Origin of the sequence: Polyangium sp. y55x31, assembly GCF_029946505.1 — a bacterium.
Classification (GTDB): domain Bacteria; phylum Myxococcota_A; class Polyangia; order Polyangiales; family Polyangiaceae; genus Polyangium.
This window is the reverse complement of the sequence record NZ_JARZHG010000027.1, coordinates 49,188-71,673: the sequence shown is the minus strand read 5'-3', so window position 1 is coordinate 71,673 and position 22,486 is coordinate 49,188. Positions and strand designations below refer to the sequence as shown.

Genomic DNA, 22,486 nt, shown 5'->3' with positions numbered 1-22,486 from the left:
GTGCAGGAAAGGTCAGGCGAGGAAAGACCCGAGCGCGCGGAAGCGACGGTACCGATCGTCGACGAGCTCGTCGCCCGAAAGACCGTCGAGCGAGGTGAGCGTCTGCCACAAGGTCTGGTCGAGCATCCGCGCGGCCTCGTCGTGGTCCTGGTGCGCGCCGCCCGTCGGCTCCTCCACGACGAGGTCGACCACGCCGAGCTGCAAGAGCTCCGGCGCCGTGATCTTGAGCTGCGCCGCGGCCTCGTCCGCGCGCGCGCCGTCGTTCCACAGGATCGCCGCGCACCCCTCGGGCGTGATGACCGAGTAGCAACCGAACTCCAGCATGATCACGCGGTTCGCCACGCCGAGCGCGAGCGCGCCGCCCGAGCCGCCCTCGCCGATGATCGTCGCGACGATCGGCACGCGCGCCCTCGCCATGGCCGCGAGCGCCGCGCCGATGGCCTCGCTCTGCCCGCGCTCCTCGGCGCCGATGCCGGGATACGCGCCGGGCGTGTCGATGAACGTGAGCACGGGCAGGCCGAATTTGTCGGCGAGCTCGTACATGCGAATCGCCTTCCGGTAGCCCTCGGGGTGCGGCATGCCGAAGTTGCGCTTCACGTTCTCCTTCGTGCCGCGGCCCTTCTGCTGGCCGACCACGACGACGCTGCGGCCGTGGTACGTCGCGAGCCCCGCGACGATCGCCTGATCGTCGGCGAAGCGCCGATCTCCTTTGAGCTCAACCCATCCGGTGAACAGCCGCTTCACGTAGTCGAGCGTGTAGGGCCGGTTCGCGTGGCGCGAGAGCTGGACCTTCTGGATCGGCGTGAGGTCCGCGAAGATCTCGCGCGCGAGGCGCGACGTCTTCTCTTCGAGGCGCTGGAGCTCGGGTTCGAACCTGCGATCGGAGGCGGCGAGCGCGCGCAGCGCCCTCACCTTCTCGACGAGGTCCGCAATCGGCTTCTCGAACGGCAGCACGAACATGGCGAGAGCTCACTCCGAGATCGTCGGCTCCGCGATGATGTTCGCGGGGACCTGTACCGACGTGGCCGCGCGGATCACGTTGAACACGCGCAGCGGCTTCTCCTTGCCCTTCACCTTCGCCGACGGCAGCTCCTCCGTCTCGAAGCGTCCCGCGAGCCTGTCGTGCGTCATCTCGCTGACCACGATCTGCCCCGCCAGCGCGACCGAGCAGAGCCGCGCCGAGGTGTTCGCCGTGTCGCCGATGACCGTGTACGAGAGCGCCTTGGAGCTCCCGATGTAACCCGCGACGAGCGGGCCCGTGTGGATGCCGATGCCGATCGCGAGCGGCGCGAGGTCGCGCTGCAGGCGCCTGCGGTTGAAGTCGCCGAGCACCTCGCCCATCTCCAGCGCGCATTGCACGCTGCGGATCGCGTCGTCGGGGTGGATCACGGGCGCGCCCCAGATGCCCATGATCCCGTCGCCCATGAATTTGTCGAGCGTGCCCTCGTACTTGAAGATCGTGTCCACCATGAGCTCGAAGTACTCGTTCAGCATGTCGACGAGCTCTTCGGGCGGGGTGTTCTCGCTCATCGCGGTGAAGCCGCGGATGTCGCTGTTGAAGACCGTGCACTCCTCGACGCGCTGACCGCCGAGGCGCACCTCGAGCTGGCCGCTCATCACGCGCTCGGCGATGTTCGGCGAGAGCAGCCGCGAGAAGCGCTCGCGGGCGATGATCTCGTTCTCGATCTTCTTCCCGAGGATGTTGATCTCGATGAACATCGAGGCCTGGTGGGCCACGGCCACCACGAGCTCGAGGTCCTTCGGCTGGAACTGCGCGAGCGTCTCGGAGTCGAGCCAGAGCACGCCGAGCACGTCCTGCGTGTTGTTCGGCGCGACGAGCGGCACGACGATGGCCGAGCTGATCCGGTTCAGGATCATGCTCTTGCCCTTGGAGGCGGCGAAGTCCATGGCCGCGTCGTGCGTGAGGACGGCCGCGCGCTCCTTGACCACGTGGTTCAGGATCGTCGACGAGACGCTGATCGGCGCCGTGGTGCCGTCGCGGCGCTGCGAGGCGCGCGGCATGAGCTCGCCGTTGTCGTCGCGGAGGAAGATCACGCCGCGGTCGGCCTTGATGAACTTGATGATGCTCGCGAGGATCTTGTCGAGCAGCTTCGAGGTGTCGCGCTCGGAGGCGATGTCACGCGCGAGCTCGTGCGAGAGGCGCAGGCGCTCGTAGTCGGCGCGGAGCTGGTTGAGATCGTTCGCGAGGCGGTCGAAGGGCAAGAACCCCTTCTCCACCGCGGCGATCTGCGTGCCGATCTGGCGCGCCTGATCGTTCAGGTCGATGCGCGTGCCCTGCGCGACGTACGAGTGCGGGCCCGTGATGAACGTGTGCGCGCCCGAGCCCTTCCCCCCCATCATCGTCATGTTGGGGTTCGCGTTCGGGATGCCGAGAGCCGGGTTCGGCGCGGGGAGCCCCGGCGACTGCGGCCGCGGCGCGACGTTCGGATGCGCGGGCCCAGCTTGCGGCGGCGGAGGGCGCGGCGGCATCGGCGGGGGCGCGAACGCGCCGGGCGGAGGCCGATTCGCGGGAGCAGCGGGGACGGCGGGCAGGACGTGCGCCGATTGTGCAAGGGGCGAAGGCGCCACGGGCGCGGGCCCGGGCGTCGCGGCCCACGCTTGCGGCTGCGGCGGCGCGGGCGGAACGGGCGGCGGACCACCGGCCGTACCTGCGACCGGCGACGGCGTATCGTCGAAGCGACCACGCGTCGATCCGAGGGCGATCTCGTCGCCGTGCTTCAGGGGAGCCTCGCCGCGGACCCGCTCGTTGTTGATGAACGTCCCGTTCAGGCTGCCCAGATCACGCAGGTAGAACTGCGTTCCGCGGAGCTCGATGATGCAGTGCTCCTTGGAGACGATCTTGTCGAGCAACTGGATCGAGTTGTTGGGGTGGCGCCCCAACGAGTTCACGGGCCGCAGCTCGATGGCCTGCTGCCCTTCGGCGGTCTGCAGGATCAGTCGAGCCATCAGGTGAGCCGTTGCGCTTGCATTCCGAGAACCACGGGAGGCCCTGCCCGCACGAATGCAGACGGCCGCCGAACCGGTACGGGCAGAAGTCTATTCCTTCTCGTGACATTAAGCGAGAGGTTCGACGCGCCGATCGTCCTTCCCCCGGCGCGGCCGCCAGGCTAGGCCCGAAACCATGGCCGCCGACCTTCTGCTCGCGATCGATCAAGGGACGACCGGGACGACCTCGCTCGTGCTCGACACGGCAGGGACGACCCGCGGACGCGCGACGCGCGAATTCCCCCAGCACTTCCCGCGCCCCGGCCTCGTCGAGCACGAGCCCGAGGACATCTGGCAAAGCGTGCTCGAATCGGTGGAGGCCGCGCTCGCCTCGGCCGGCGTGAAAGGTGATCGCATCGCCGCCGTCGGCATCACGAACCAGCGCGAGACCACGCTCGTCTGGCAACGCGCGACCGACAAGCCCATCCACCGCGCGATCGTCTGGCAAGACCGGCGCACCGCGGACGCGTGCGCGCTTTTGCGCGAAGGCGGCCACGAGCCTCTCGTGAAACGCACGACCGGGCTCGTGCTCGATCCGTACTTCAGCGGCACGAAGCTCACGTGGCTGCTCGACAACGTCGAAGGCGCCCGCGAGCGGGCCGAGCGCGGCGAGCTCGCGTTCGGCACGGTCGACAGCTACCTCGTCTGGCGCCTGTCCGGCGGCGCGCTCGGCGGCTCGCCCGTGCACGCGACCGACGTGACGAACGCCTCGCGCACGCTGCTCATGAGCCTCGCGACGCTCGACTGGGACCCGGCGATGCTCGAGCTCTTCCGCGCCCCGCGCAGCGTTCTGCCGAAGATCGTCGACTCGGCCGGGCTCATCGCGAAGACGCTCGGTTTTCCGCACCTGCCCGACGGCGTGCCGATCACGGGCATCGCGGGCGATCAACAAGCCGCGCTCTTCGGCCAGGCCTGCTTCGACACGGGCGACGCGAAAACCACGTACGGCACGGGCGCCTTCGTGCTCGTCAACATCGGCGCGCAGCCGATCGCGAGCCGCTTCGGGCTGCTCACGACCGTGGGCTGGAAGGTCGGCAGCGAAGTCGTCTTCGCGCTCGAAGGCAGCGCGTTCATCGCAGGCGCGGCCGTGCAATGGCTCCGCGACGGCCTCGGCATCATCCGCAGCGCGGCCGAGATCGAGCCGCTCGCCGCGAGCGTCCCGTCGAGCGAAGGCGTGACGTTCGTGCCCGCGCTCTCGGGCCTCGGCGCGCCGTACTGGGATCCGGACGCGCGCGGCATCATCCACGGCATCACGCGCGGCACCACGAAAGCGCACCTCGCGCGCGCCACGCTCGAAGGCATCGCGCTCGAAGTGACGGACCTGCTCCGCGCGATGGGCGACGACCTCGGCAAGCCCCTCGGCCGCATGCGCGTCGACGGCGGCGCCGCGAACAACGACCTGCTCATGCAGTACCAGGCCGACACGGCCGCCCTCACGATCGAGCGCCCGATCGAGCTCGAATCGACCGCCCGCGGCGCCGCCATGCTCGCCGGCGTCGGTGCCGGGCTCTTCAGCGGCGTGCGGGACGCCGCTCGGATGTCCCGGGTCGAACGGACATTCGAGGTCGGCATGTCCGCCGCGGAACGAAACATCCACCTCGCCCGCTGGGCCGACGCCGTCGCCCGCACCCGGTCGTCGCGCGCTTGAGGCTCTGGATCCGCCGCCCGGGACAGATGGACTCCGACCGGACGAGCCCGTCCGTTCGCTTTACGAGCTTTTCCGGCGCGAACCTGCTACCTCGGTGTATTCGGGAACAAAACGTGGGACGCTTGGCAAGCCGGCACACCCGACGCCCGGGACGAACGCGACCTGGCGGCGCCCATCCCACGGAGATGGCCGAGCTTCCGGCCTGGGGAACAGGCACTATGTTGCGAGAGTTCACCCCAAAGCGACCTCACAGAGCGTAAAATTCTATGTCAACGGAGAGCTCCCGTTCTCACTTGGTTCCCCTGCAGAGGCCCGGCCGGCCCGCCACACGTCGGGTCGTGTCGCTCGATGAGGAGGAAATGCCGAAGCCTGAAAATCCTTCCACCTCGGGGGTGGTCTACCGGGACATCCCGATCGATTGGGAGGCGCTGGAGGACGCGTTCGAGAACAACGCGCCCGAGGTCCACTCTTACCTTCACCTCGTGACGGGTGACGTGCTGCGCGTCGTCGACGGAGTCGCGGACCCGCAGATGCACGCGCGCATCGCGGCCGATCCGAACTACCTCCGCATCGATCCGGTGAGCTCTCGCGAGCAGTACCGCTGGATGGAGCGCTTCATCCCGATGGTGGAGGACCCGGAGCTGCAGGGAAAGCTGACGCAAGCGATCGACGGAAAAGGCGCCTTCCGCCGCTTCAAGGACGTGCTGATGAGCTACGGCCCGGAGCGCGAGCGCTGGTTCTCGTTCCGCAGCGAGCGTCTGCGCATCTTCATGGAAGCGTGGCTCAACGCGCACGCGCTGAACCCGATCGCGCGCCCCGTGTGGGTGCCCGAGCAGCCTCCTTCCCGCGCGGAAGGACAGCCCGCGGACACCGCGGCTGCTGCTGCTGCTGCTGCGCCCGTCCCGAGCACGCGCGAGCTCCGCGAAGAACCGCCGCGCGAGCTGCGCCGTGGCAAGAGCGTGGAGACGCTGCGAAAGAACCTTCGCGACATCGCCGACGCGCTCGGCCCGCGCGACCTCGACACACTCACGGCCTTCGCGGAGTTCCTGAAGGCACGTCGCGCCGCGCGCTCGTTCGCCCACCATTACGAGGGCACCCACGCGCACACGGAGGAAGAGCCCGCGCCCGCCTCCCAGGAGATCGTCGGCGGCGAAGCGCGCTCCGCTTCGTCCTGACGCGCGCTAACGCGAGCGAACGATCGTGACCGTCACGCGCGAGCGTGCGGTCTGGAAGTAACTCGCGATCGCCTCGCCGAGCCTCTGCGCCACGACCCACCGACCGAGCGCGACGGAGACCTGTTCGTACGGACGACCCGTGAACGGCGTCGTACCCGTGCGCAAGAGCGCGCGGAGCTCCGGGTCGCTCGGCGCGACCATCGGCGCGACCATACGGTCGAGGTAGATGCTCGCGCGGGCTTGGCGGCGCAGGAGCGCGTCGATCTCGTCCGAGCCGATCCCTTCGGCCTTGGCCGCGGCGATGAGCTTGTCGCGCCCCTTCACGCGTTGCTCGAGCACCGCGCGCGCGGACTCGGCGCGGCTCGCGATCTCGGTCGCGTCGGGCGCAGGCAGGACGGGCAAGCTCGCGAGGAGCGTCTCGGCGATGTGGCGATCGAGCGCCGCGCGTACGTGGCGATCCGCGAACGGCGCAGGATCCGGATCCGGATCGGCCATCGCCTCGAGGCGCGCTTCGAACGCGAGCTCGCGCTCGTACACGAACTGCGGGCGCGTGACGCCGCCCGTCTCGGGCGCATGCCAGCGAACGACCACGCGATCGAGCAGCGCGGGCTTGGCCTCGGTTTCTGCGCCGGCAGGCGCGGCGAACGCGAGCGCGGCGAGGACGAGGAGGACGGCCGGGCGCATCGAGGAGCGGACTATACCGCGCGCGCGCGGCTCCATCGAGCGGGCCAGTACGCTAGCCTCGCTGCATGGCCGAAAGGAGCACTCCTGCCGCATCGAAGCTGACCGTGGTCACGCTCGTCGTCTCGCTCGCGGCCGCGGCGTCGACGCTCCTTCCGGCGCGCGCGGAGGAGCCGCGACCGGAGGGCCCGCACGCGAAGGTGCGCGTGGGCCTCGTGTTCGACGTCGGAGGGCGCGGCGACAAGAGCTTCAACGACGCGGCGTACGAGGGCCTGTCGCGCGCGGCGCGTGAGCTCGGCGTGACGACGGAGGTGCTCGAGCCGAGCGGCGCGGAGGATCGCGAGGCGGCGATGCGCCTCTTCGCGGCGCGTGGCTTCGATCTCGTGATCGGCGTGGGGTTCATCTTCTCGACCGACGTGAACGTGGTGGCGCGTGATTTCCCGAGCACGCGCTTCGCCTGCATCGATTACGCGCCGCCGATGGAGGGCGTGATGCCGCCGAACGTCGCGGGCCTTCGTTTCCGCGAGGAGGAAGGCTCGTTCCTCGTCGGCGCGGTCGCGGGGCTCATGTCGAAGACGGGCCACGTGGGGTTCGTCGGCGGCATGGACATCCCGCTCATCCGCAAGTTCGAGGCGGGCTACCGCGCCGGCGTGCAGGAGGTTTGTCCGCGCTGCGAGGTGCACGCGGCGTTCGCGGGCACGACCCCCGATGCGTTCCGCGATCCGGTGAAGGGCAAGGCGCTCGCGAACAGCGAGATCGCCGCAGGCGCGGACGTCGTCTACCACGCGGCCGGGACGACGGGGCACGGCGTGTTCGAGGCGGCGCGCGACATGGGCGTGAAGGCGATCGGCGTGGACGCCGATCAGCACGACGAGATGCCCGGCACCGTGCTGACGAGCATGATCAAGCGCGGCGACGTCGCCGTCTTCGACACGATCCGCGACGTGGCCGAGGGCCGCTTCCAGGCGGGGCTGCGCACGTTCGGCCTCGCCGAGGGCGCCGTCGGCTACGTCGACGAAGGCCCACACGCCGCGGGCATCCCCGAGGATACGAAGCGGAAGGTCGAAGCGCTCGAGCAGCGCGTGATCCGCGGGGAGATCAAGATCCCCGAGCGCTGACCTTCACCACTTCACGAGCACCTTCGGCGGATCGACCACGACCTTCACGTGCGGCACCTCGAGCAGCACGTCGAGGTACACGCTGCCCGGCTTGCTCATGTCCGCGCCCGAGTTCTTCGGCTCCACGCGCGGCACGAGCGACTCGGGCGAGACCGCGTTCACGTCCTCGTTCGATCCGACGAGGCGCACCTTCACCGTCGGCGGCGACGTCACGGCGCGCGGCAGGCCCACGACCTCCACGCGCAGGTTCGCGAACTCCTTCTTCGCGAGCTCACGCGCGATCTCGACCGTCGCGATCACGCTCTCGACATCGTAGTTCACGAGCTTCGGCGGCTTGTCGAGCGGCAGCGGCCGACGGTAGACGCCCTCGGTCAAACCCGTCACGTCGAACGGCGCCGCGCGCGCGTACTGCATGACGTCCACGATCGAGCGAGGGCCACGCGCCTGCACGGCCTTCGGCTCGGAGCCGATCACGCCCTTCACCGCGAACGTCGGCGCGGGATCACCGGTGCGCGCGATCTGCACCGGGATCTCGCGCTCGACCACGTCGTCCCAGCGCAGCTCGATCGACGGCGGCTGCACCTCTTCGATCTGAACGCCCGTGGGCACGCGGAACATGCTCGGCTTGAGGTCGAGGTTCGTCTCGCGCCCGCTGCGCAGGTTGAGCTGGAGCGTGCCGAGATCGTCGCTGCGCAGATCGTCGAGCTGCGTGCGCGAGCCGCGCAGCGTGACCTTCACCTCGTTCGGGATCTGCGTCATGAGCTGCCGGTTCGCGCTCTCCGGCGGCATGATCGTCACGACGCTGACCGAGAACGTGCGCTGCGCGTTCTCGGCGCCGTGGATGAACGCGTAGATGCCGAGCGCGCAGAGGAGCGACAGGACCTTCAGCCCGATGTTGTCGAGCAACGCCGCGCGGATGTTCTCCCGAAGCCCGTCCTTGGCCGTCATGAGTCGTCACCGTGGCTGGGGCTGCCGGCGCCTTCGCCAGCGCGCGCGGTGGGCTGCGTGCCCGGCGGCGCGCTCGAAGGCGGGCCGGGGGGCGTACTCGGAGGCGTACTCGGAGGCGTGCTCGGCGGCGTGCTCGGCGGCGTCGCGGCTTGCGGCGCCGCAGGGACCACGCCGGGCGGCGGCATCGTGGCCGCGGCCGTGGGCGCGGGGTCCGAGGACGGCGGGGGCGGCGGTACGGTCGCCGAGGGCACGAACGTGTTCGGCCGCAAGGTCGGCGCCGCGACCGAGACCGGCGGCATCTCCGTGGTCGTGGCCGGTCGCATCGGCAGGGCCGCGCTCTGCGGCATGCGCGACGTGGGCGTGCCCGGAGCGCCGGGCATCGGCGTCGCGCCGACCGAGGGAGGTGTCGGGATCGACGCGCGCACGGGCGGCGCCGGCGCCGGGATCGGAGGCGTGCGCACGGGCTGCGGCGGAGCCGGCGTCGACGCGGACGGCGGCTTGCGCGCGGCGGCGGCCTTCTGCTTCTTGCGCGACGATCGCCCGAAGAGGCCGAGCAGCGCATGCCGGAGCGACTGACCGTCGAGGTTCGAGACGATGTTGCCGCTGAAGCAGAAGCTGATCGTCCCGCGCTCCTCGCTCACGACGACGACGACCGCGTCGGTCTCCTCCGTGATGCCGAGCGCGGCGCGGTGGCGCGAACCGAGGCTCGCGTCGAGCACCTTCGTCTCGGGCATCGGGAAGAACACGCCGGCGCGCGCGATCTTCAGATCGCGGATCAAGACCGCGCCGTCGTGCAGCTTGTTCACCGACTCCGGCACGAAGAGGCTGACGAGCAGCTCGCGCGTCACGACCGAGTCGAGGGCGATGCCCTCGCTCTTGCAGAACTCGAGCACGTTCGCGTCCTGCTCGAAGGCGATGATCGCGCCCATGCGATGGCGCGCGAGCTCGGTCGCCGCCGCCACGACCTCGTCGATCACGCGCGACTGCTGCTCGCGCCCGCCGGCGAGCCACGCCTTCGATCCCATGCGGATCAGCGCGCGGCGGATGTCGTTCTGGAAGACGACGACGACGATCAGGATGATCGACGAGAGCAGCCACGAGAGCAGGTGCAGGAGCGTGGCGAGCTCGAACGTCTTCGCCGCGAGGTAGAGCAGAAAGACGATGCAGAGCCCGATGCCCATCTGCATCGCGCGCGTCCCGCGCATCACGAGCAGCGCGCGGTAGATGACGTACGTGACGATGAAGATGTCGACGAGATCCCGCAGGACCTGCAGGAACGGGCGCGGGGCGAAGAGGCGAAGCAGGCCGTCGAGCATGGCTCAGGCGTCCCCTCCCCGGCCCGCGTCGATCGCCGCCGCGACCGCGAGCGCTTGCACCACCTCTTTCACGTCGTGCACCCGCACGATGGCCGCGCCGCGCGCCACGCACGCGAGCACCGCGGCGATCGTCCCGCCGAGCCGCTCTCCCGGCGGCGCGATCACGCTCGCGTCCGGCGTCGCCGCGCGCGCGACGAACGACTTTCGGCTCGGACCCACGAGCACCGGGAAGCCGAGCTTCGCGAGCTCGTCGAGCCGCGCGCAGAGCGCGATCGAGTGCCGCGCGTTCTTCGCGAACCCGAGCCCCGGATCGAGCACGAGGTCCTCGCGCGGCAAGCCCTTCGCGAGCGCCCGCTCGGCCGCTTCGGTCCACTCGCGGGCGACGTCGGCGACGACGTCCCCGTAGGCCGCGTCGTCGTACATCGAGAAGCCGCGCATCTCGGTCATCGATCCGCGGCAATGCATGAGGACGAGCGAAGCGCCGAAGTGTGCACAAAGCGCGCCGAGCTCGGCCGCCGGTTCGAGCGAGACCGTGTTCACGATCCGCGCGCCTTCGCCGAGGGCCCACGCGGCGACGTCGGGCAACGTCGTGTCGATCGAGACCACTACGCCGAGCTCCACGCTCGCGCGGATGAGCCCGCCGATGCGCTGGATCTGCTCGGCCGCGTCGATCGGAGAGGAACCCGGCCGCGTCGACTCGGCGCCGATGTCGAGGATGTGCGCTCCTTCGATCACGAGCCCCCGCACATGCGCAACGGCTGCCGCATCATCCAGGAATCGTCCCCCATCCGAAAAAGAGTCCGGGGTCCGATTACAAACCCCCATGACGAGCGCGCCCCGTCGGCTCGAAAGAAGCGCGCGGAGCGGGGACGACATTGTGTGTGCGTAGCAAGTTCCGAGCCGGCCGGCAATCTTCGACGGTGTGCGGCAAAAACGCCACGATCCATCCGCGAAATCCTTGGACTTTTTCGGGGGCGGGACGAGCGCCGTGCGGGCGCGTCCGGTGGGTTTGCGATCTTCGTCTGGCGCGACACGTGCGATCTCCCTGACGCGCGGCGAAATGCCTGCTACGGTCGGCCGATCCGCGTGTCCGAGGCGTCTCGGGCCGCATTCGGCCGAGGCCACGCCGCGGCCCGAGCGAATGATGCTAGCCACGCGTGTTCGAGCAGGGGCGACGGCCGGCCTCGTGCTGAGCCTGATTTTCGCAGCACTGTTCACGGCCATCGGGACCTTCGAGCTGTACCTGCCCTCCATGGCGCCGCGCCTCGGAGAGACGGCGCCGGTCACGCTCCGTATTCCGTACGGTCCGCGGATCGTCCGCGACGCCCGCACGGGCCGCCTCGCGTACGAGCACGCCCGCGTGATCGTGCCGCGCGGCACCCTCCTCCAGGAGGACAACGACGAGCACCGCGCCGCCTTCGCCTACGAATCGACGCGCAGGCCGCCGGCCACGGCGCGGCTCGTCTCGGTGTTCGTCATCCATTTCATCGTCTGCCTCATGCTCACCGCGTACCTGCGGCGCTTCGGGCAGAACCGCGTGCGGCTCCTGCGCGCGCAGATCGGCCTGCTCAGCCTCATGGCGGGCAGCGTCGCGCTCGCCAAGGGCATGCTCCTCTTCACGGCGTTACCCGAGTTCTGGGTGCCGATGGCGGCGCTGCCGCTCTGGGTCGCGCACGCCTTCGACAGGCGCACGGCCTTCCTCGTCGACCTCGCCGTCGCGTTCGTCGCGGCCTCACTCCTGCGCTTCGACAACCTCCTCCTGTCGGTGCTGCTCGTGCGGGGCGTCGCCGCGACGCTCTTCTTCTTCGATCGCAAGCACGCGCGGCAGATGCTCGTCGCGGGCACGCTCGCGGGCCTCTCGGGCGCGGTCGTGTTCGTCGCGCTCACCGTCGTCTACGAGGGCCGCTTCAACATCCTCGCCGACATCTTCCGCGGCACGAGCTCGAACGTGCTCGGCTGCATCGGCGGCGGCATGCTCGCGGGCATTTTGGCGCGCGCGCTGCGCGACCCGGCCGAGCGCGCGATGGGCCATGTTTCTCGGGAAAAGCTGATCGATCTCACGGACCTCGAACAGCCGCTCCTGCGGAAGATGTCGGCCGAGGCGCCGGGGAGCTGGGAGCACGCGCGCGCGATGGCGAACCTCGCCGAGGCCGCGGCGAGCGCGATCGGCGCGGACGCGCTGCTCACGCGCGTCGGCGCCTACTACCACGACCTCGGCAAGACCGTGCAGCCCAAGTACTTCGTGGAGAACCTCGCGCACGGCGAGAAATCGCCGCACGAGGAGCTCGACCCCGAGGTCTCGGCCGACGCGATCATGGCGCACGTCGTGATGGGCACGAAGATCCTGCGCGACGGCCGCATCCCCGAGCCCGTCGTCGAGTTCGCCTACACGCACCACGGCACGCAGGTCGTCGAGTTCTTCTGGCACAAGTGCAAGGAGCAGGGAAACCCGCGCGGCCTGACGCAGGAGTATTTCCGCTACCCGGGCATGAAGCCGCAGACGAAGGAGACGGCGATCCTCATGCTCGTCGACTCCATCGAGGCCGCGAGCCGCACGATCTGGCCGCCCGAGCAGAAGAAGTTCGAGGAGATGATCCAGCGCGTCATCTTCACGAAGCTCTCGAGCGGGCAGCTCGACGAGTCGGGCCTCACGCTGGAAGATCTGCGCATCATCACGACGCGCATGGCGACGACGCTCGTGAACCTCTACCACGGCCGCATCAAGTACCCGTGGCAACGCGACAGCCAGAAGCAGGAGGCCGAGAAGACGCCCATCGTGCACGGCGCGCCGCCGCCGGCGGCGACGACGACCCCGATCGTGCACTCGCCCGCCGAGCTGCCCGAGCCCAAGAGCTCGAAGGACGGCCCGAAATCGACCGAGCCGAAGATCGAGGGCAAGCCTCCGACGACCGAGGAATCCGCGAGCTAGAGGCGGCGATCCTCGCGGGAAAACTTGCTACAAGGAGCAAGTGCCCCCGCTGATCGAGCAAAGCTTCACGAAGGCGCTCTTCCACGGCGTGATCGCCGAGGACATGATCTTCCCGTACCCGGAGATGACCTCCGAGGAGCGGCAAAGCACGTCGATCATCCTCGACAGCGTGCGCCGGTTCTTCGCGGCGAACGTCGACAGCGCGAAGATCGATCGCGAGCAGGAGATCCCGAAGGAGGTCATGGACGGCCTCCGCTCGCTCGGCCTGTTCGGACTGCAGATCCCGACCGAGTACGGCGGCATCGGCCTCTCCACCGCGGCCTACGTTCGCGTGATGCAGGAGATCGGCGGCATGGATGCGTCGATCGCGGTCACGCTCGGGGCGCACCAGTCGATCGGCTACAAGTCGCTCCTGCTCTTCGGCACGCCCGAGCAGAAGCGGCGGTATTTGCCGAAGCTCGCGACGGGCGAGTCGGTCGCGGCCTTCGCGCTCACCGAGCCCTCCGCGGGCTCCGACGCCGCGGCGATCAAGACACGCGCGGAGGTGGTCGACGGCGGCGCGGCGTACGTGCTGAACGGCTCGAAGATCTGGATCACGAACGGCGGCTTCGCGGACGTGTTCACCGTCTTCGCTCGCACGAGCGCGCTCGAAGAGGGCTCGAAGCCGAAGATCACCGCGTTCATCGTGGAGCGCGGCATGGGCGTCACGAGCGGACCGAACGAGCACAAGCTCGGCATCCGCGGCTCCTCGACGACCGAGATCTTCCTGGAGAACGTGCGCGTGCCCCGCGAGAACGTCGTCGGCGACGTGGGCAAGGGCTTCAAGGTCGCGATGGAGGTCCTGAACTCGGGGCGCCTCGGCCTCGCCTCGGGCTGCGTCGGCGTGTGCAAGACGCTGCTCCGGCTGGCGATCGCGCGCGTCGAGGAGAGGCGCGCCTTCGGCCGCAACATCGGCGACTTCGGCCTCATCAAGGACAAGATCGCGCGCATGCTCGCCGAGACGTACGCGCTCGAATCGATGACGTACCTCACGGCGGGCCTCGTCGACTCGAAGATCGCCGACTACTCGCTGGAGAGCGCGATCTGCAAGGTGAAGGGCTCCGAGACGCTCTGGAGCGTGGTCAACGAGACGCTCCAGATCGCGGCCGGCATCGGCTACATGCAGGAGTACCCGTACGAGCGGATCCTGCGTGACTCGCGGGTGAACCTCATCTTCGAGGGCACGAACGAGATCCTCCGCTGTTTCATCGCGCTCTCGGGCATGGCCGCGCCGGGCAAGGCGCTCGCCGAGGTCGCGAAGGCCATGCGCGAGCCCATCAAGGGCTTCGGCCTGCTCAGCGATTTCGCGCTCCGCAAGGCGCGCGCCGCGCTCGGCAGAGAGCGCATGACGCGCGTGCACCCGCTGCTCGGGCGCGAGGCCGTGATCTTCGAGGAGTACGTCTCCGAGCTCGCCGTGCAGGCCGAGAACGTGCTGCGCAAGCACGGCCGCGACATCGCCGAGATGCAGTTCACGCAGCTCCGCATCGCCGACATGGTGATGGACCTCTTCGCCGTGGCCGCGTGTCTCACGCGCACGACGCGCGCGATCGAGCGGCGCGGCGAGGACGGAGCGCGGCGCGAGATCGATCTCTGCTCGCTCTACCTGAACATGGCCCACAAGCGCCTGCGGCAGAACGTCTCGGACTTCGCGCGCAACGACGACGAGCTGCGCAAGGCCATCGCCGGGCGCGCCTACATCGACGGCGCGTATCCGTTCGACGTGCTCTAGCGCAGCCGATCGGGCGCGTGCTTTGCACCGCGTCCCGCGCGTGACGACTTCACCAGGCTTTCTGATCGAACGCGCCGACGCACGGCATCGCGACTTCGTGCTGCATTTGCTCTCCGAGCACCTGCCCGGGTCGGATGTCGCGCGCAGGTACTCCTGGCTCTACGAGCAGAACCCGCACGGGCGGGCCGTGACCGTGATCGCCCGCGACGAACGGAGCGGCGAGCCGCTCGGGATCACCTCGGTCTTCCCGCGCCGCATGCTCATCGCCGGCCGCATGCGTCTCGGCTCGATCGGCGGCGACGGCTACGTGCGCCCCTCGGCCCGGCGTCGCGGCATCGCCACCGCGATGCACCGCGCCTCGCTCGAAAGGATGCGCGCCGAGGGCGTCGAGATCATGTTCGGCCCGCCCGAACCGCACAACCTCCGCGCCCTCGAGCGCGCCGGCGCGCGCGTCGTTTGTCACGTACGCCGCTTCGCGCGACCGCGCCTCTTGCAGAGCGTCCTCGGCCCTCTCGGCCGCATCGTCGCCCGCGGCGGCCGCCTCGTGCCGATCGAGGGCCGTGATCCTCGCGTCGATCGGATCTTCGAACGCGCCGTCGACGACACCCTCGTCACGCCCGTTCGCGACGCTGCCCATTACGCGTGGCGCTTCGTCGAGTGCCCCTCCCGCGCGCAACGCGCCTTCGTCGTCCTCTCCGGGGACAAACTCCTCGGCCTCTGCGTGCTCGAACACGCGGGCCGGCGCGTCGCCATCGTCGATCTCGTCGCGCATCCGGACGATCTCGGCCACGCGCTCTCGATCGTCGCGTCGAGCTCGGGCGCGGAGGCGCTCGTCACGCAGATCAACGATCGTGGCCCGCACGCGCGGAGCCTCGGGCGCGCCGGGTTTTTCCCGCGCGAGGGCAAACCTTTCCAGGTGCACGCGTGCGAGGGCATGGATCCCGCGGTGTTCGACGCGCGCCGCTGGTACTACGCCTGGGGCGACGGCGACCTCGATCGCGTGATCTGAAAGCTCAGCGCACCGACATCGGTCCGATCACTTCGAGCATCGGACCACTCTCCAGCACGCGCGCGAACGCCGCGAGCGGCACGCGCTTCTGCGAGCCCGAGCTCGACTCGTTCACCCCGACGCGCCCCGACGTGAGCGCCTCACGCAACGTCGCGAGCGCATCGCGATCGCGATGTTGCCCGAGCGGACCTTCGCTCGGATCCAGCGTCGTCTCCGGCTGCACCTTTCGACCCGGCAGCTCCACCTCGAACATGCGACCGCTGCGATTGTCGATGACCCCGTAGACGTACACGCTCACCTCGGGCGCGGGCAGCACGCCGAAGGTCCGCTCGAGCTCGTTCAAGAGCGTCGCGAAACGCGCGCCGTCGATGCCGGTCGGCAAGATCAATCCGTCACGCGAGAGATCGACCATCCGCTCGTGCAAATAACCGAGCAGCATGCTGCGCAGGCGTTCCATGAACACCGGCGACGACGCGCGACCCGACGCTGCGTTCACCGCCTCCTCGACGGCCGTGATCAGATCCTCCGCAGAGAAGATCGACACGTCGATGAGCAGATCTTTGCAGAATGCGTGAACGAACGCGGCTGCGTCTTTCCGGATCCCCTCGTCGAACCCTGCGAGCGCCTTCGTGACCGGCTCGGTGATCATTGCAGGTGGGCCTCCTCGGTCGACGCTCCAGCGTAGCGCCAAAAATGCACCGCAGGTAGGCGCGCGCCCGTCGCCGACCGTGCTCAGATCGCCGCTTCTTGCAGGGCCGCGCTCGCCTCGGCCGTCACGTCCGGCCAGGTCGGATCCGCCGTCGACACGAACTCGGCGATCGAACGCGCGTCCTCGCCCGCCTCGATCGCGCGCCGCGCCTGATCCGATCCCGTGAGCAGATCGAACGCGGGGATCGTGTCGATGTATTCGTACCGCTCGGTGCGGAACGCGAAGCTCTGCGGGTTCTGCCGGCGCGCCAGCGCGACGAGCGCGGTGTACGTGGCGACCGGGCGGAACGACATCCGATCCGCGACGTGGATCTGCACGCCGCCGCAGATCTGTCCCGCGTGCTTCTGGAACGTCGGGCGGAACGTGAGAGGTCGCGCGACGAACCCTTGCAGGCCCGTCGCCCTGAGCCCCTGCGCGAGCTGATGCCCGTCGATCCACGGCGCGCCGATGATCTCGAACGGACGCGTCGTGCCGCGCCCCTCGGAGAGGTTGGTCCCCTCGATCAAGCAGCCGCCCGGGTACACCATCGCCGTGCAGCACGTCGGCATGTTCGGCGAGGGCATCACGAACGGCCGGTCCCACGTGTCCGCGTACTTCTCGCGATCCCAGCCCTCCACGGTCACGATCGAGAGCGCGTCGCCGAGCGGGATGCCCTCGCGGCGCGCGAAGAGCGCCACGGCCTCGCCGATCGTGAGCGAGTGACGTACCGGAATGGGCTCGAGGCCCACGAACGAGAGGAAACCCGGCGCCTGCGAGCGGCCTTCGACCGTGCGGCGCGAACCCGTGATCGGGTTCGGACGATCGAGCAGGATCACCGGCACGCCGGCCTTGGCCGCGGCGCGCACGGCGAGCAGCGCGGTCCAGACGAACGTGTAGTACCGGGCGCCGACGTCGGCGAGATCGATGAGCAGGAGGTCGATCGACGCGAGGTGCTCGGGCCGTGGCGAGAGGTCCTCGAAACGATCGCCGTAGAGGCTGATGATCGGCGCGCCGGTGCGCTTGTCGCGCGCGTGCGGCACGTCGACCATGTCCTGGGCCTCGCCGCCGTAGCCGTGCTCGGGTCCGAAGAAGAGCGCGGGCTTGGCGCCGATGCGGGCGAGCACGTCGCCGATATGCTCGATGCCCCGATCCACGCTGGCCGGATGCGCGAGCACGCCGAATCGCGAGCGGTTCAGGCGGGAGGTGACCGAAGGGAGGCGAGGGAGCCGATCAAGTCCTACGAGCACTTTCCGGCCGTACTCCGGCCCTAGCCGCTCGTCTAGGGGTGAGCACGACACTTACCAGTCGACCGACAAAATCCAAGGAAATCAAAGGAGTTGGTGCATGTGCAGGCGCACAATTTCGACGCCGTGGTAGGGTGGCTCTGGTCGCTCACGGGGTGTGGGGCTGGTCGATGACTCTCCAGATTGGCCAGATCTACGGCGGCAAGTTCCGCGTCCTTCGCGTGCTCGGCGAAGGCAAACACGGCCCCGTGTACGAAGGGGAAAACGTCGAGATCCATCGGCGCGTCACCGTCGAAGAACTGACGCCGTCGCTCGTCGCGCGCCCCGGTGGCCTCGCAGCGTTCGCACGCGACGCACGAACCGCGAACGGCGCTTCATCACCACACGTCGACAAGATTCTCGACGAGCTCGAACTCTCGGGCGGCGCGCGTGTCCTCGTGAAGGAGCCTCGCGAAGGGGTGACGTTGCGTCAGCGCATGCGCGAGCGTGGCCGCCTCGACGCCGACGAGACGAGCCGCATCGGCATCGAGGTCGCTCGCGGCCTCGCAGCGGTACACGCGCTCTCCGTCGTGCACCGCGCCCTCGAACCCGAGAGCATCCTGCTCGCGCGCGGGCACGAGCCCCGCATCGAGCTCGTCAAGATCCTCGATTTCGGCGTGGCCCATATCACGGCGAAGCAGCCGCCCGATCACGCCACGCCCTACACGGCCCCCGAACAGATCCGCACCACGAACGAGATCGACGCGCGCGCCGACATCTACGCGCTCGGCGTGATCCTCTACGAGTGCCTCGCCGGGCAGGCCCCCTTCGCCACGAGCGCCGAAGATGAACTTCTTTTCAGCATTGTGATGCAGGACCCTGCACCTCTGGAAAGACTCGCGCCGGACGTCGACCCCGAGCTCGCGACGATCGTGCACAAGGCCATGGCGCGCGACCCGAGGGTCCGGTATCAACGCGACCAAGACCTCGCGCAGGCGCTCGCCACGTTCCGGGCTCGACGTGGCCTCGGCGCCGTCCCCGAGGTGGCTCTTGCACCGCACCTTCCGCGCCCGCCATCGCCCTCCATGAGCGCCCCCGGGGACGACGACGACGACCTGATGATCGCGGACCACGGCACGGTCATCATGGACCGCAAGCCGCAGTTCCCCGCGCGCCCGGCGCCTCCGAACCCGCCGCCTCCGCCGGGCCAGGCGCAGCCGCCCTCGTCCGTGCGTCAGCCCCCGATGTCGGGACCGGCGCCCGCGGGGCTGCCCGTGCTGCCTTCGTCGATCACCGGCATGCCTGGACGACCGCAGCCGCAGGCGGGTCGTGCTCCGCAAGCGCTCGCCCCGATCGTCGGCGGCGCGGCGTTCGTGATCGTGTTCGTCCTGGGCGCGCTCATCATGCTGGCCGTGCGTTTCATGCAGGGCCCGGCCGAAGAAGCCGCTTCGCCCGCGGCCTCGGCGTCCGCGGCGCCCGCGCCTTCCGCCGTGCTCCCCGCGGTCACGCCGGTGGAGCCCGCGCCGACCTCCGAGGCGGTCGAAGGGACCACGCGCATCGTCACGCCGCCGCAGACGCCCGCGGCGAGCACGCGCGGCTCGGGGCCCGCGCGCACCTCGCCCAGCACGAAAGGCACCGGCAAGCGCCGCATTTCGGACGACTTGTGAGCGCGGCTCTGGGATCGCGCGAGGCCCTCCGACCGGCCGTCAGGAACTCGACTCCATGCGCCTTCGGCGCGTTATGATGAAACGCCTCCGCGCGCTCCGGACCCGTCTCCTGATCTTTCTCCCGACCCGATAAGGCAGTCGATGACGCTTCAGCCCGGCAACATCATCGAAGGCAAGTACCGCATCCTCCGGCTCCTCGGGCAGGGCGGCATGGGCGCGGTCTACGAGGGCGAGAACGAGCGCATCCATCGCCGCGTGGCCATCAAGGTCCTGCACGCGTCCGTCTCGGGCAAGGAGGACGTCGTCCAGCGCTTCGAGCGCGAGGCGCAGGCCGCGGGTCGCATCGGCTCCGAGCACATCGTCGAGGTGCTCGACCTCGGCAACTTGCCGACCGGCGAGCGCTTCATGGTCATGGAGTTCCTCGACGGCCAGAGCCTCGGCGATCGCATCAAGAAGCGAAAGCGCCTCACGCCGGTCGAGCTCGCGCCGCTCATCCACGGCCTGCTCGAAGGGCTCGCGGCCGCGCACGACGCGGGGATCGTCCATCGCGATCTCAAGCCCGACAACGTCTACCTGATCAACAACAAGAACCAGCGCGACTTCGTCAAGATCCTCGACTTCGGCGTGTCGAAGTTCTCCGCGCTCGACACCGACATGAGCATGACCAAGACCGGCGCGGTCATGGGCACGCCCTACTACATGTCGCCGGAGCAGGCGCGGGGCGGCAAGATCGACGCGCGCAGCGACCTCTACTCGGTCGGCGTGGTCATGTACCAGGCGATCACGGGTCGCCTTCCCTTCCAGGCGCAGACGTTCAACGAGCTCGTCTTCAAGATCGCGCTCGAGTCGCCCGACCCGGCTGAGCTCGTCGTGCCGAACCTCGACCCGGGCTTCGCCGCGATCATCGCGAAGGCCATGATCCGCGACGCGAACATCCGCTTCCAGACGGCGCGCGAGTTCCAGGCGGCCGTCGCGCAGTGGATGATGGCGAATCCGGCCGGACCCGAACTCAGCGCGGGCCGCATCCCCACGATCCAGCCGGGCATGCAAGGCATGGGCTTCGACCCGCGCATGAGCCAGCAGAACCCGCTCGTCGGCACGGGGCCGCTCGGTTTGCCCGCGGGGTTCGACCCGCGCATGAGCCAGCAGGGTCCGCTCGTCGGCGGGGGCATCCCTGGCACGTTCGATCCGCGCATGAGCCAGCAGAACCCGATGGTCATGGGTCAGCAGCCGATGCAGCCCATCCCGGGGACGAACCTCGGCATGTCGCACCCGAACCTCGGCATGTCGCACGCGGGGCTCACGGTCGCAGGCGTGCCGCAGAAGAGCGGCAACGGCGCGATGATCGCGATCGGCCTGCTCGGCACGTTGCTCGTCGCGGCGAGCGGGCTCATCGTCTGGAAGTTCGTACTCGACAAACCCGCCGTCACGACGCCGCCGGCCGTGACCACACAAGCCGCGGCGACGACGCCCCCGCCGATGCCGACGCCCACGCCGACGCTCGCGCCGACGCCCACGCCGACAGCTACGGAGGAAGCACCGACGCCGGCCGAGACGAACACGGCGGCGGTCGGCACGGCGACGCCGCCGGTCGGGGTCGGTGGGCCACTCCCGACGGGCGCGCGTACGAGCAGCACGGCGCCGCTCGGCACGGGCACGGGCACCACGAAGAAGCCGACGCCCACGCCGACGACCACGTCGACCGGCGGCGGCCGCAAGATGGGCAGCGACCTCTGATCTAACAGGCTGTTGAGAAACGCCGCGAGCGCCCTGGAGCTAGGGAGGAGGACGCAGGAATACAGGCGTATTCCGAGGACGACGACCGACGATCCAGGGCGCGCAGCAAGTTTATCAACAGCCTGCTAACGGACGGCCGTGTAGAACGTCGCCTTGTCGCGACGAACCCGCAGGAGGAGCCGCCCGTCCTGCGCCGCCTTCTGCACGTCCGCCGACGTCGGCAGCCGCGCGAAGTCCGCCTCGAGCACCACGTCACCACGCTTGAGCCCCGCCCGATCCGCCGGCGAATCCGGCGACACGGCCACGATCTGCGCGAGCGTGCTCCCGGCGTCGCCCTCCATGTCCCGCAGCGTGATCCCGAGGCCCTGCGGGCTCGACGCTTTCCGCTCGACCGGGAGCGCCGGCGGCGACGATTCGCTCTTCGCTTCGAGCGTCACCTTCGTCTGGTAGCGCTTGCCGCTGCGGATCACTTCCATCGCGAGGACCTCGCCGTCGTCGTGCAGGAAGAGCTCGCGGATCACGTCCTGCGCGTCGGCGATCGTGCGCGCGCCGATCTTCGTGACGATGTCGCCGGGTTCGAGGTGCGCCTTCTGCGCGGGCCCGCCGGCGACCACGGTGTTCACGAGCGCGCCCGCGGTCGGCGCGTTCGGGATCTCGGCCGCGAGCTGCGGCGTGAGGTCCTGGATCCCGATGCCGATCCAGGCGCGCATCACCTTCCCTGTCTTCAAGATCTGCGTGGCCACGCGACGCGCGATGTTCGACGGCACGGCCAAACCGATGCCCTGGCCCTTGCTCACGATCATCGTGTTGATGCCGAGCACCTGGCCGTCGAGGTTCACGAGTGGACCGCCGGAGTTGCCCGGGTTGATGCTCGCGTCCGTCTGCAGATAGTCCTCGATCGCGTTCATCCCCACGCCGCCGCGGCCCTTCGCGCTGAGCACGCCGGTCGTCACCGTGTGCCCGAGGCCGAACGGTGATCCGATCGCCACGACCCACTCGCCGACACGCGCGGCGTCGCTGTCGGCGAACGACGCGACGGGCAGGTTCGTCGCGTCGACGCGGAGCACGGCGAGGTCGGTCGCGGGATCACGGCCGGCCACGCGCGCGGGCAAGGTGCGTCCGTCCTTGAGGCGCACGTTGATGGCGCGCGCGTCCTCGATGACGTGGTTGTTCGTGAGGATCGCGCCGTCGGCCGAGAAGATCACGCCCGAGCCCATGCCACGCGTCGTCGCGTCGGCGCGAAACCAGCGGCCCGCGGAGCTGTCGCCGCTCGAGACCGTCACGTCGATCTGCACGACGGCCGGGCTCGTCTTCTCGGCGACCGCGACGAACGTATCGCCGAGCGCGCGCACCTCGGCCGCCGAGGGCAAACCTCGCGCGGGCGTGGGGAGCGCGGGCGGCGGTGGGGCCTTCGGGCGCGGCGGCGCGGCTTGCGCGGAAGCGACCGAAGAGAGCGAGCCGAGCCCGGCCATGACCAGCATCGAGGCGAGCATGCAGCGAGGGCGCATCGTTCCTCCGAGGAAGGCAGGGGTTCGATTATGGCTCTCGAGGGGCCACGATGGCACGCGGAAGA

Annotated in this window: 17 protein-coding genes; 8 read left to right on the top strand and 9 right to left on the bottom strand. The window is 69.6% G+C overall.

Annotation, left to right across the window (positions count from 1 at the left end):
* Positions 1-12: 12 nt before the first annotated feature.
* Positions 13-960: an acetyl-CoA carboxylase carboxyltransferase subunit alpha gene (locus QHF84_RS34645; RefSeq protein ID WP_281317793.1), complete on the bottom strand. Its 948-nt coding sequence runs from the start codon at positions 958-960 to the stop codon at positions 13-15.
* A 9-nt stretch (positions 961-969) separates the two neighbouring features.
* Complete coding sequence (locus QHF84_RS34640; RefSeq protein WP_281317792.1) at positions 970-2,967, bottom strand: adenylate/guanylate cyclase domain-containing protein; 1,998 nt, start codon at positions 2,965-2,967, stop codon at positions 970-972.
* Between the two features lie 175 nt (positions 2,968-3,142).
* Here QHF84_RS34640 and glpK point away from each other — a divergent pair, with 175 nt between their 5' ends.
* Both glpK and QHF84_RS34630 read left to right on the top strand, forming a co-directional pair.
* Positions 3,143-4,654: a glycerol kinase GlpK gene (gene glpK / locus QHF84_RS34635; RefSeq protein ID WP_281317791.1), complete on the top strand. Its 1,512-nt coding sequence runs from the start codon at positions 3,143-3,145 to the stop codon at positions 4,652-4,654.
* 359 nt (positions 4,655-5,013) lie between these two features.
* On the top strand, positions 5,014-5,829 hold the full coding sequence (locus tag QHF84_RS34630) for a UPF0158 family protein (protein ID WP_281317790.1): 816 nt from the start codon (positions 5,014-5,016) through the stop codon (positions 5,827-5,829).
* Positions 5,830-5,835: 6 nt separating this feature from the next.
* On the opposite strand, the gene QHF84_RS34625 is transcribed toward QHF84_RS34630, so the two are convergent.
* Positions 5,836-6,513: a hypothetical protein gene (locus QHF84_RS34625; protein WP_281317789.1), complete on the bottom strand. Its 678-nt coding sequence runs from the start codon at positions 6,511-6,513 to the stop codon at positions 5,836-5,838.
* Positions 6,514-6,578: 65 nt separating this feature from the next.
* On the opposite strand from QHF84_RS34625, the gene QHF84_RS34620 reads away from it, so the two are divergent.
* Complete coding sequence (locus tag QHF84_RS34620; RefSeq protein ID WP_281317788.1) at positions 6,579-7,628, top strand: BMP family ABC transporter substrate-binding protein; 1,050 nt, start codon at positions 6,579-6,581, stop codon at positions 7,626-7,628.
* Between the two features lie 3 nt (positions 7,629-7,631).
* Here the strand turns inward: QHF84_RS34620 and QHF84_RS34615 are convergent, their stop codons facing one another.
* The 3 genes from QHF84_RS34615 to folP are packed head-to-tail and all read right to left on the bottom strand — an operon-like array spanning position 7,632 to position 10,717.
* Complete coding sequence (locus QHF84_RS34615) at positions 7,632-8,576, bottom strand: CdaR family protein (protein ID WP_281317787.1); 945 nt, start codon at positions 8,574-8,576, stop codon at positions 7,632-7,634.
* Positions 8,573-9,892, bottom strand: a complete 1,320-nt coding sequence (gene cdaA / locus QHF84_RS34610; RefSeq protein WP_281317786.1) for a diadenylate cyclase CdaA — start codon at positions 9,890-9,892, stop codon at positions 8,573-8,575. The genes QHF84_RS34615 and cdaA overlap by 4 nt, the downstream gene beginning before the upstream one ends.
* A 3-nt stretch (positions 9,893-9,895) precedes the next feature.
* On the bottom strand, positions 9,896-10,717 hold the full coding sequence (gene folP / locus QHF84_RS34605) for a dihydropteroate synthase (protein ID WP_281317862.1): 822 nt from the start codon (positions 10,715-10,717) through the stop codon (positions 9,896-9,898).
* Positions 10,718-11,078: 361 nt separating this feature from the next.
* Between folP and QHF84_RS34600 the strand changes: the two genes are divergently transcribed.
* The 3 genes from QHF84_RS34600 to QHF84_RS34590 are packed head-to-tail and all read left to right on the top strand — an operon-like array spanning position 11,079 to position 15,598.
* On the top strand, positions 11,079-12,821 hold the full coding sequence (locus tag QHF84_RS34600; RefSeq protein WP_281317785.1) for an HDIG domain-containing metalloprotein: 1,743 nt from the start codon (positions 11,079-11,081) through the stop codon (positions 12,819-12,821).
* Between the two features lie 40 nt (positions 12,822-12,861).
* Positions 12,862-14,589 (top strand): acyl-CoA dehydrogenase family protein, encoded by a 1,728-nt coding sequence (locus QHF84_RS34595; protein ID WP_281317784.1) that lies wholly within the window; start codon positions 12,862-12,864, stop codon positions 14,587-14,589.
* A gap of 40 nt (positions 14,590-14,629) precedes the next feature.
* Positions 14,630-15,598 (top strand): GNAT family N-acetyltransferase, encoded by a 969-nt coding sequence (locus QHF84_RS34590; RefSeq protein ID WP_281317783.1) that lies wholly within the window; start codon positions 14,630-14,632, stop codon positions 15,596-15,598.
* 4 nt (positions 15,599-15,602) lie between these two features.
* Here the strand turns inward: QHF84_RS34590 and QHF84_RS34585 are convergent, their stop codons facing one another.
* A complete protein-coding gene (locus QHF84_RS34585) occupies positions 15,603-16,247 on the bottom strand; it encodes a hypothetical protein (protein WP_281317782.1) in 645 nt (214 codons plus the stop codon).
* Positions 16,248-16,330: 83 nt separating this feature from the next.
* Positions 16,331-17,533: a DUF1343 domain-containing protein gene (locus QHF84_RS34580; protein WP_281317781.1), complete on the bottom strand. Its 1,203-nt coding sequence runs from the start codon at positions 17,531-17,533 to the stop codon at positions 16,331-16,333.
* A 167-nt stretch (positions 17,534-17,700) separates the two neighbouring features.
* On the opposite strand from QHF84_RS34580, the gene QHF84_RS34575 reads away from it, so the two are divergent.
* On the top strand, positions 17,701-19,176 hold the full coding sequence (locus QHF84_RS34575) for a serine/threonine-protein kinase (RefSeq protein ID WP_281317780.1): 1,476 nt from the start codon (positions 17,701-17,703) through the stop codon (positions 19,174-19,176).
* 141 nt (positions 19,177-19,317) lie between these two features.
* On the top strand, positions 19,318-20,913 hold the full coding sequence (locus QHF84_RS34570; RefSeq protein WP_281317779.1) for a serine/threonine-protein kinase: 1,596 nt from the start codon (positions 19,318-19,320) through the stop codon (positions 20,911-20,913).
* A gap of 125 nt (positions 20,914-21,038) precedes the next feature.
* Here the strand turns inward: QHF84_RS34570 and QHF84_RS34565 are convergent, their stop codons facing one another.
* The gene (locus QHF84_RS34565; RefSeq protein WP_281317778.1) at positions 21,039-22,421 is read right to left on the bottom strand and encodes a trypsin-like peptidase domain-containing protein; all 1,383 of its coding nucleotides are present in this window, start codon (positions 22,419-22,421) and stop codon (positions 21,039-21,041) included.
* Positions 22,422-22,486 lie beyond the last annotated feature (65 nt).

Coding starts and splice junctions, on each gene's coding strand:
- QHF84_RS34640 (WP_281317792.1), bottom strand. CDS start 2,967: ATGGCTCGACTGATCCTGCAGACCGCCGAAGGGCAGCAGGCCATCGAG.
- QHF84_RS34625 (WP_281317789.1), bottom strand. CDS start 6,513: ATGCGCCCGGCCGTCCTCCTCGTCCTCGCCGCGCTCGCGTTCGCCGCG.
- QHF84_RS34630 (WP_281317790.1), top strand. CDS start 5,014: ATGCCGAAGCCTGAAAATCCTTCCACCTCGGGGGTGGTCTACCGGGAC.
- QHF84_RS34620 (WP_281317788.1), top strand. CDS start 6,579: ATGGCCGAAAGGAGCACTCCTGCCGCATCGAAGCTGACCGTGGTCACG.
- QHF84_RS34565 (WP_281317778.1), bottom strand. CDS start 22,421: ATGCGCCCTCGCTGCATGCTCGCCTCGATGCTGGTCATGGCCGGGCTC.
- folP (WP_281317862.1), bottom strand. CDS start 10,717: ATGGGGGTTTGTAATCGGACCCCGGACTCTTTTTCGGATGGGGGACGA.
- cdaA (WP_281317786.1), bottom strand. CDS start 9,892: ATGCTCGACGGCCTGCTTCGCCTCTTCGCCCCGCGCCCGTTCCTGCAG.
- glpK (WP_281317791.1), top strand. CDS start 3,143: ATGGCCGCCGACCTTCTGCTCGCGATCGATCAAGGGACGACCGGGACG.
- QHF84_RS34570 (WP_281317779.1), top strand. CDS start 19,318: ATGACGCTTCAGCCCGGCAACATCATCGAAGGCAAGTACCGCATCCTC.
- QHF84_RS34585 (WP_281317782.1), bottom strand. CDS start 16,247: ATGATCACCGAGCCGGTCACGAAGGCGCTCGCAGGGTTCGACGAGGGG.
- QHF84_RS34575 (WP_281317780.1), top strand. CDS start 17,701: ATGACTCTCCAGATTGGCCAGATCTACGGCGGCAAGTTCCGCGTCCTT.
- QHF84_RS34615 (WP_281317787.1), bottom strand. CDS start 8,576: ATGACGGCCAAGGACGGGCTTCGGGAGAACATCCGCGCGGCGTTGCTC.
- QHF84_RS34645 (WP_281317793.1), bottom strand. CDS start 960: ATGTTCGTGCTGCCGTTCGAGAAGCCGATTGCGGACCTCGTCGAGAAG.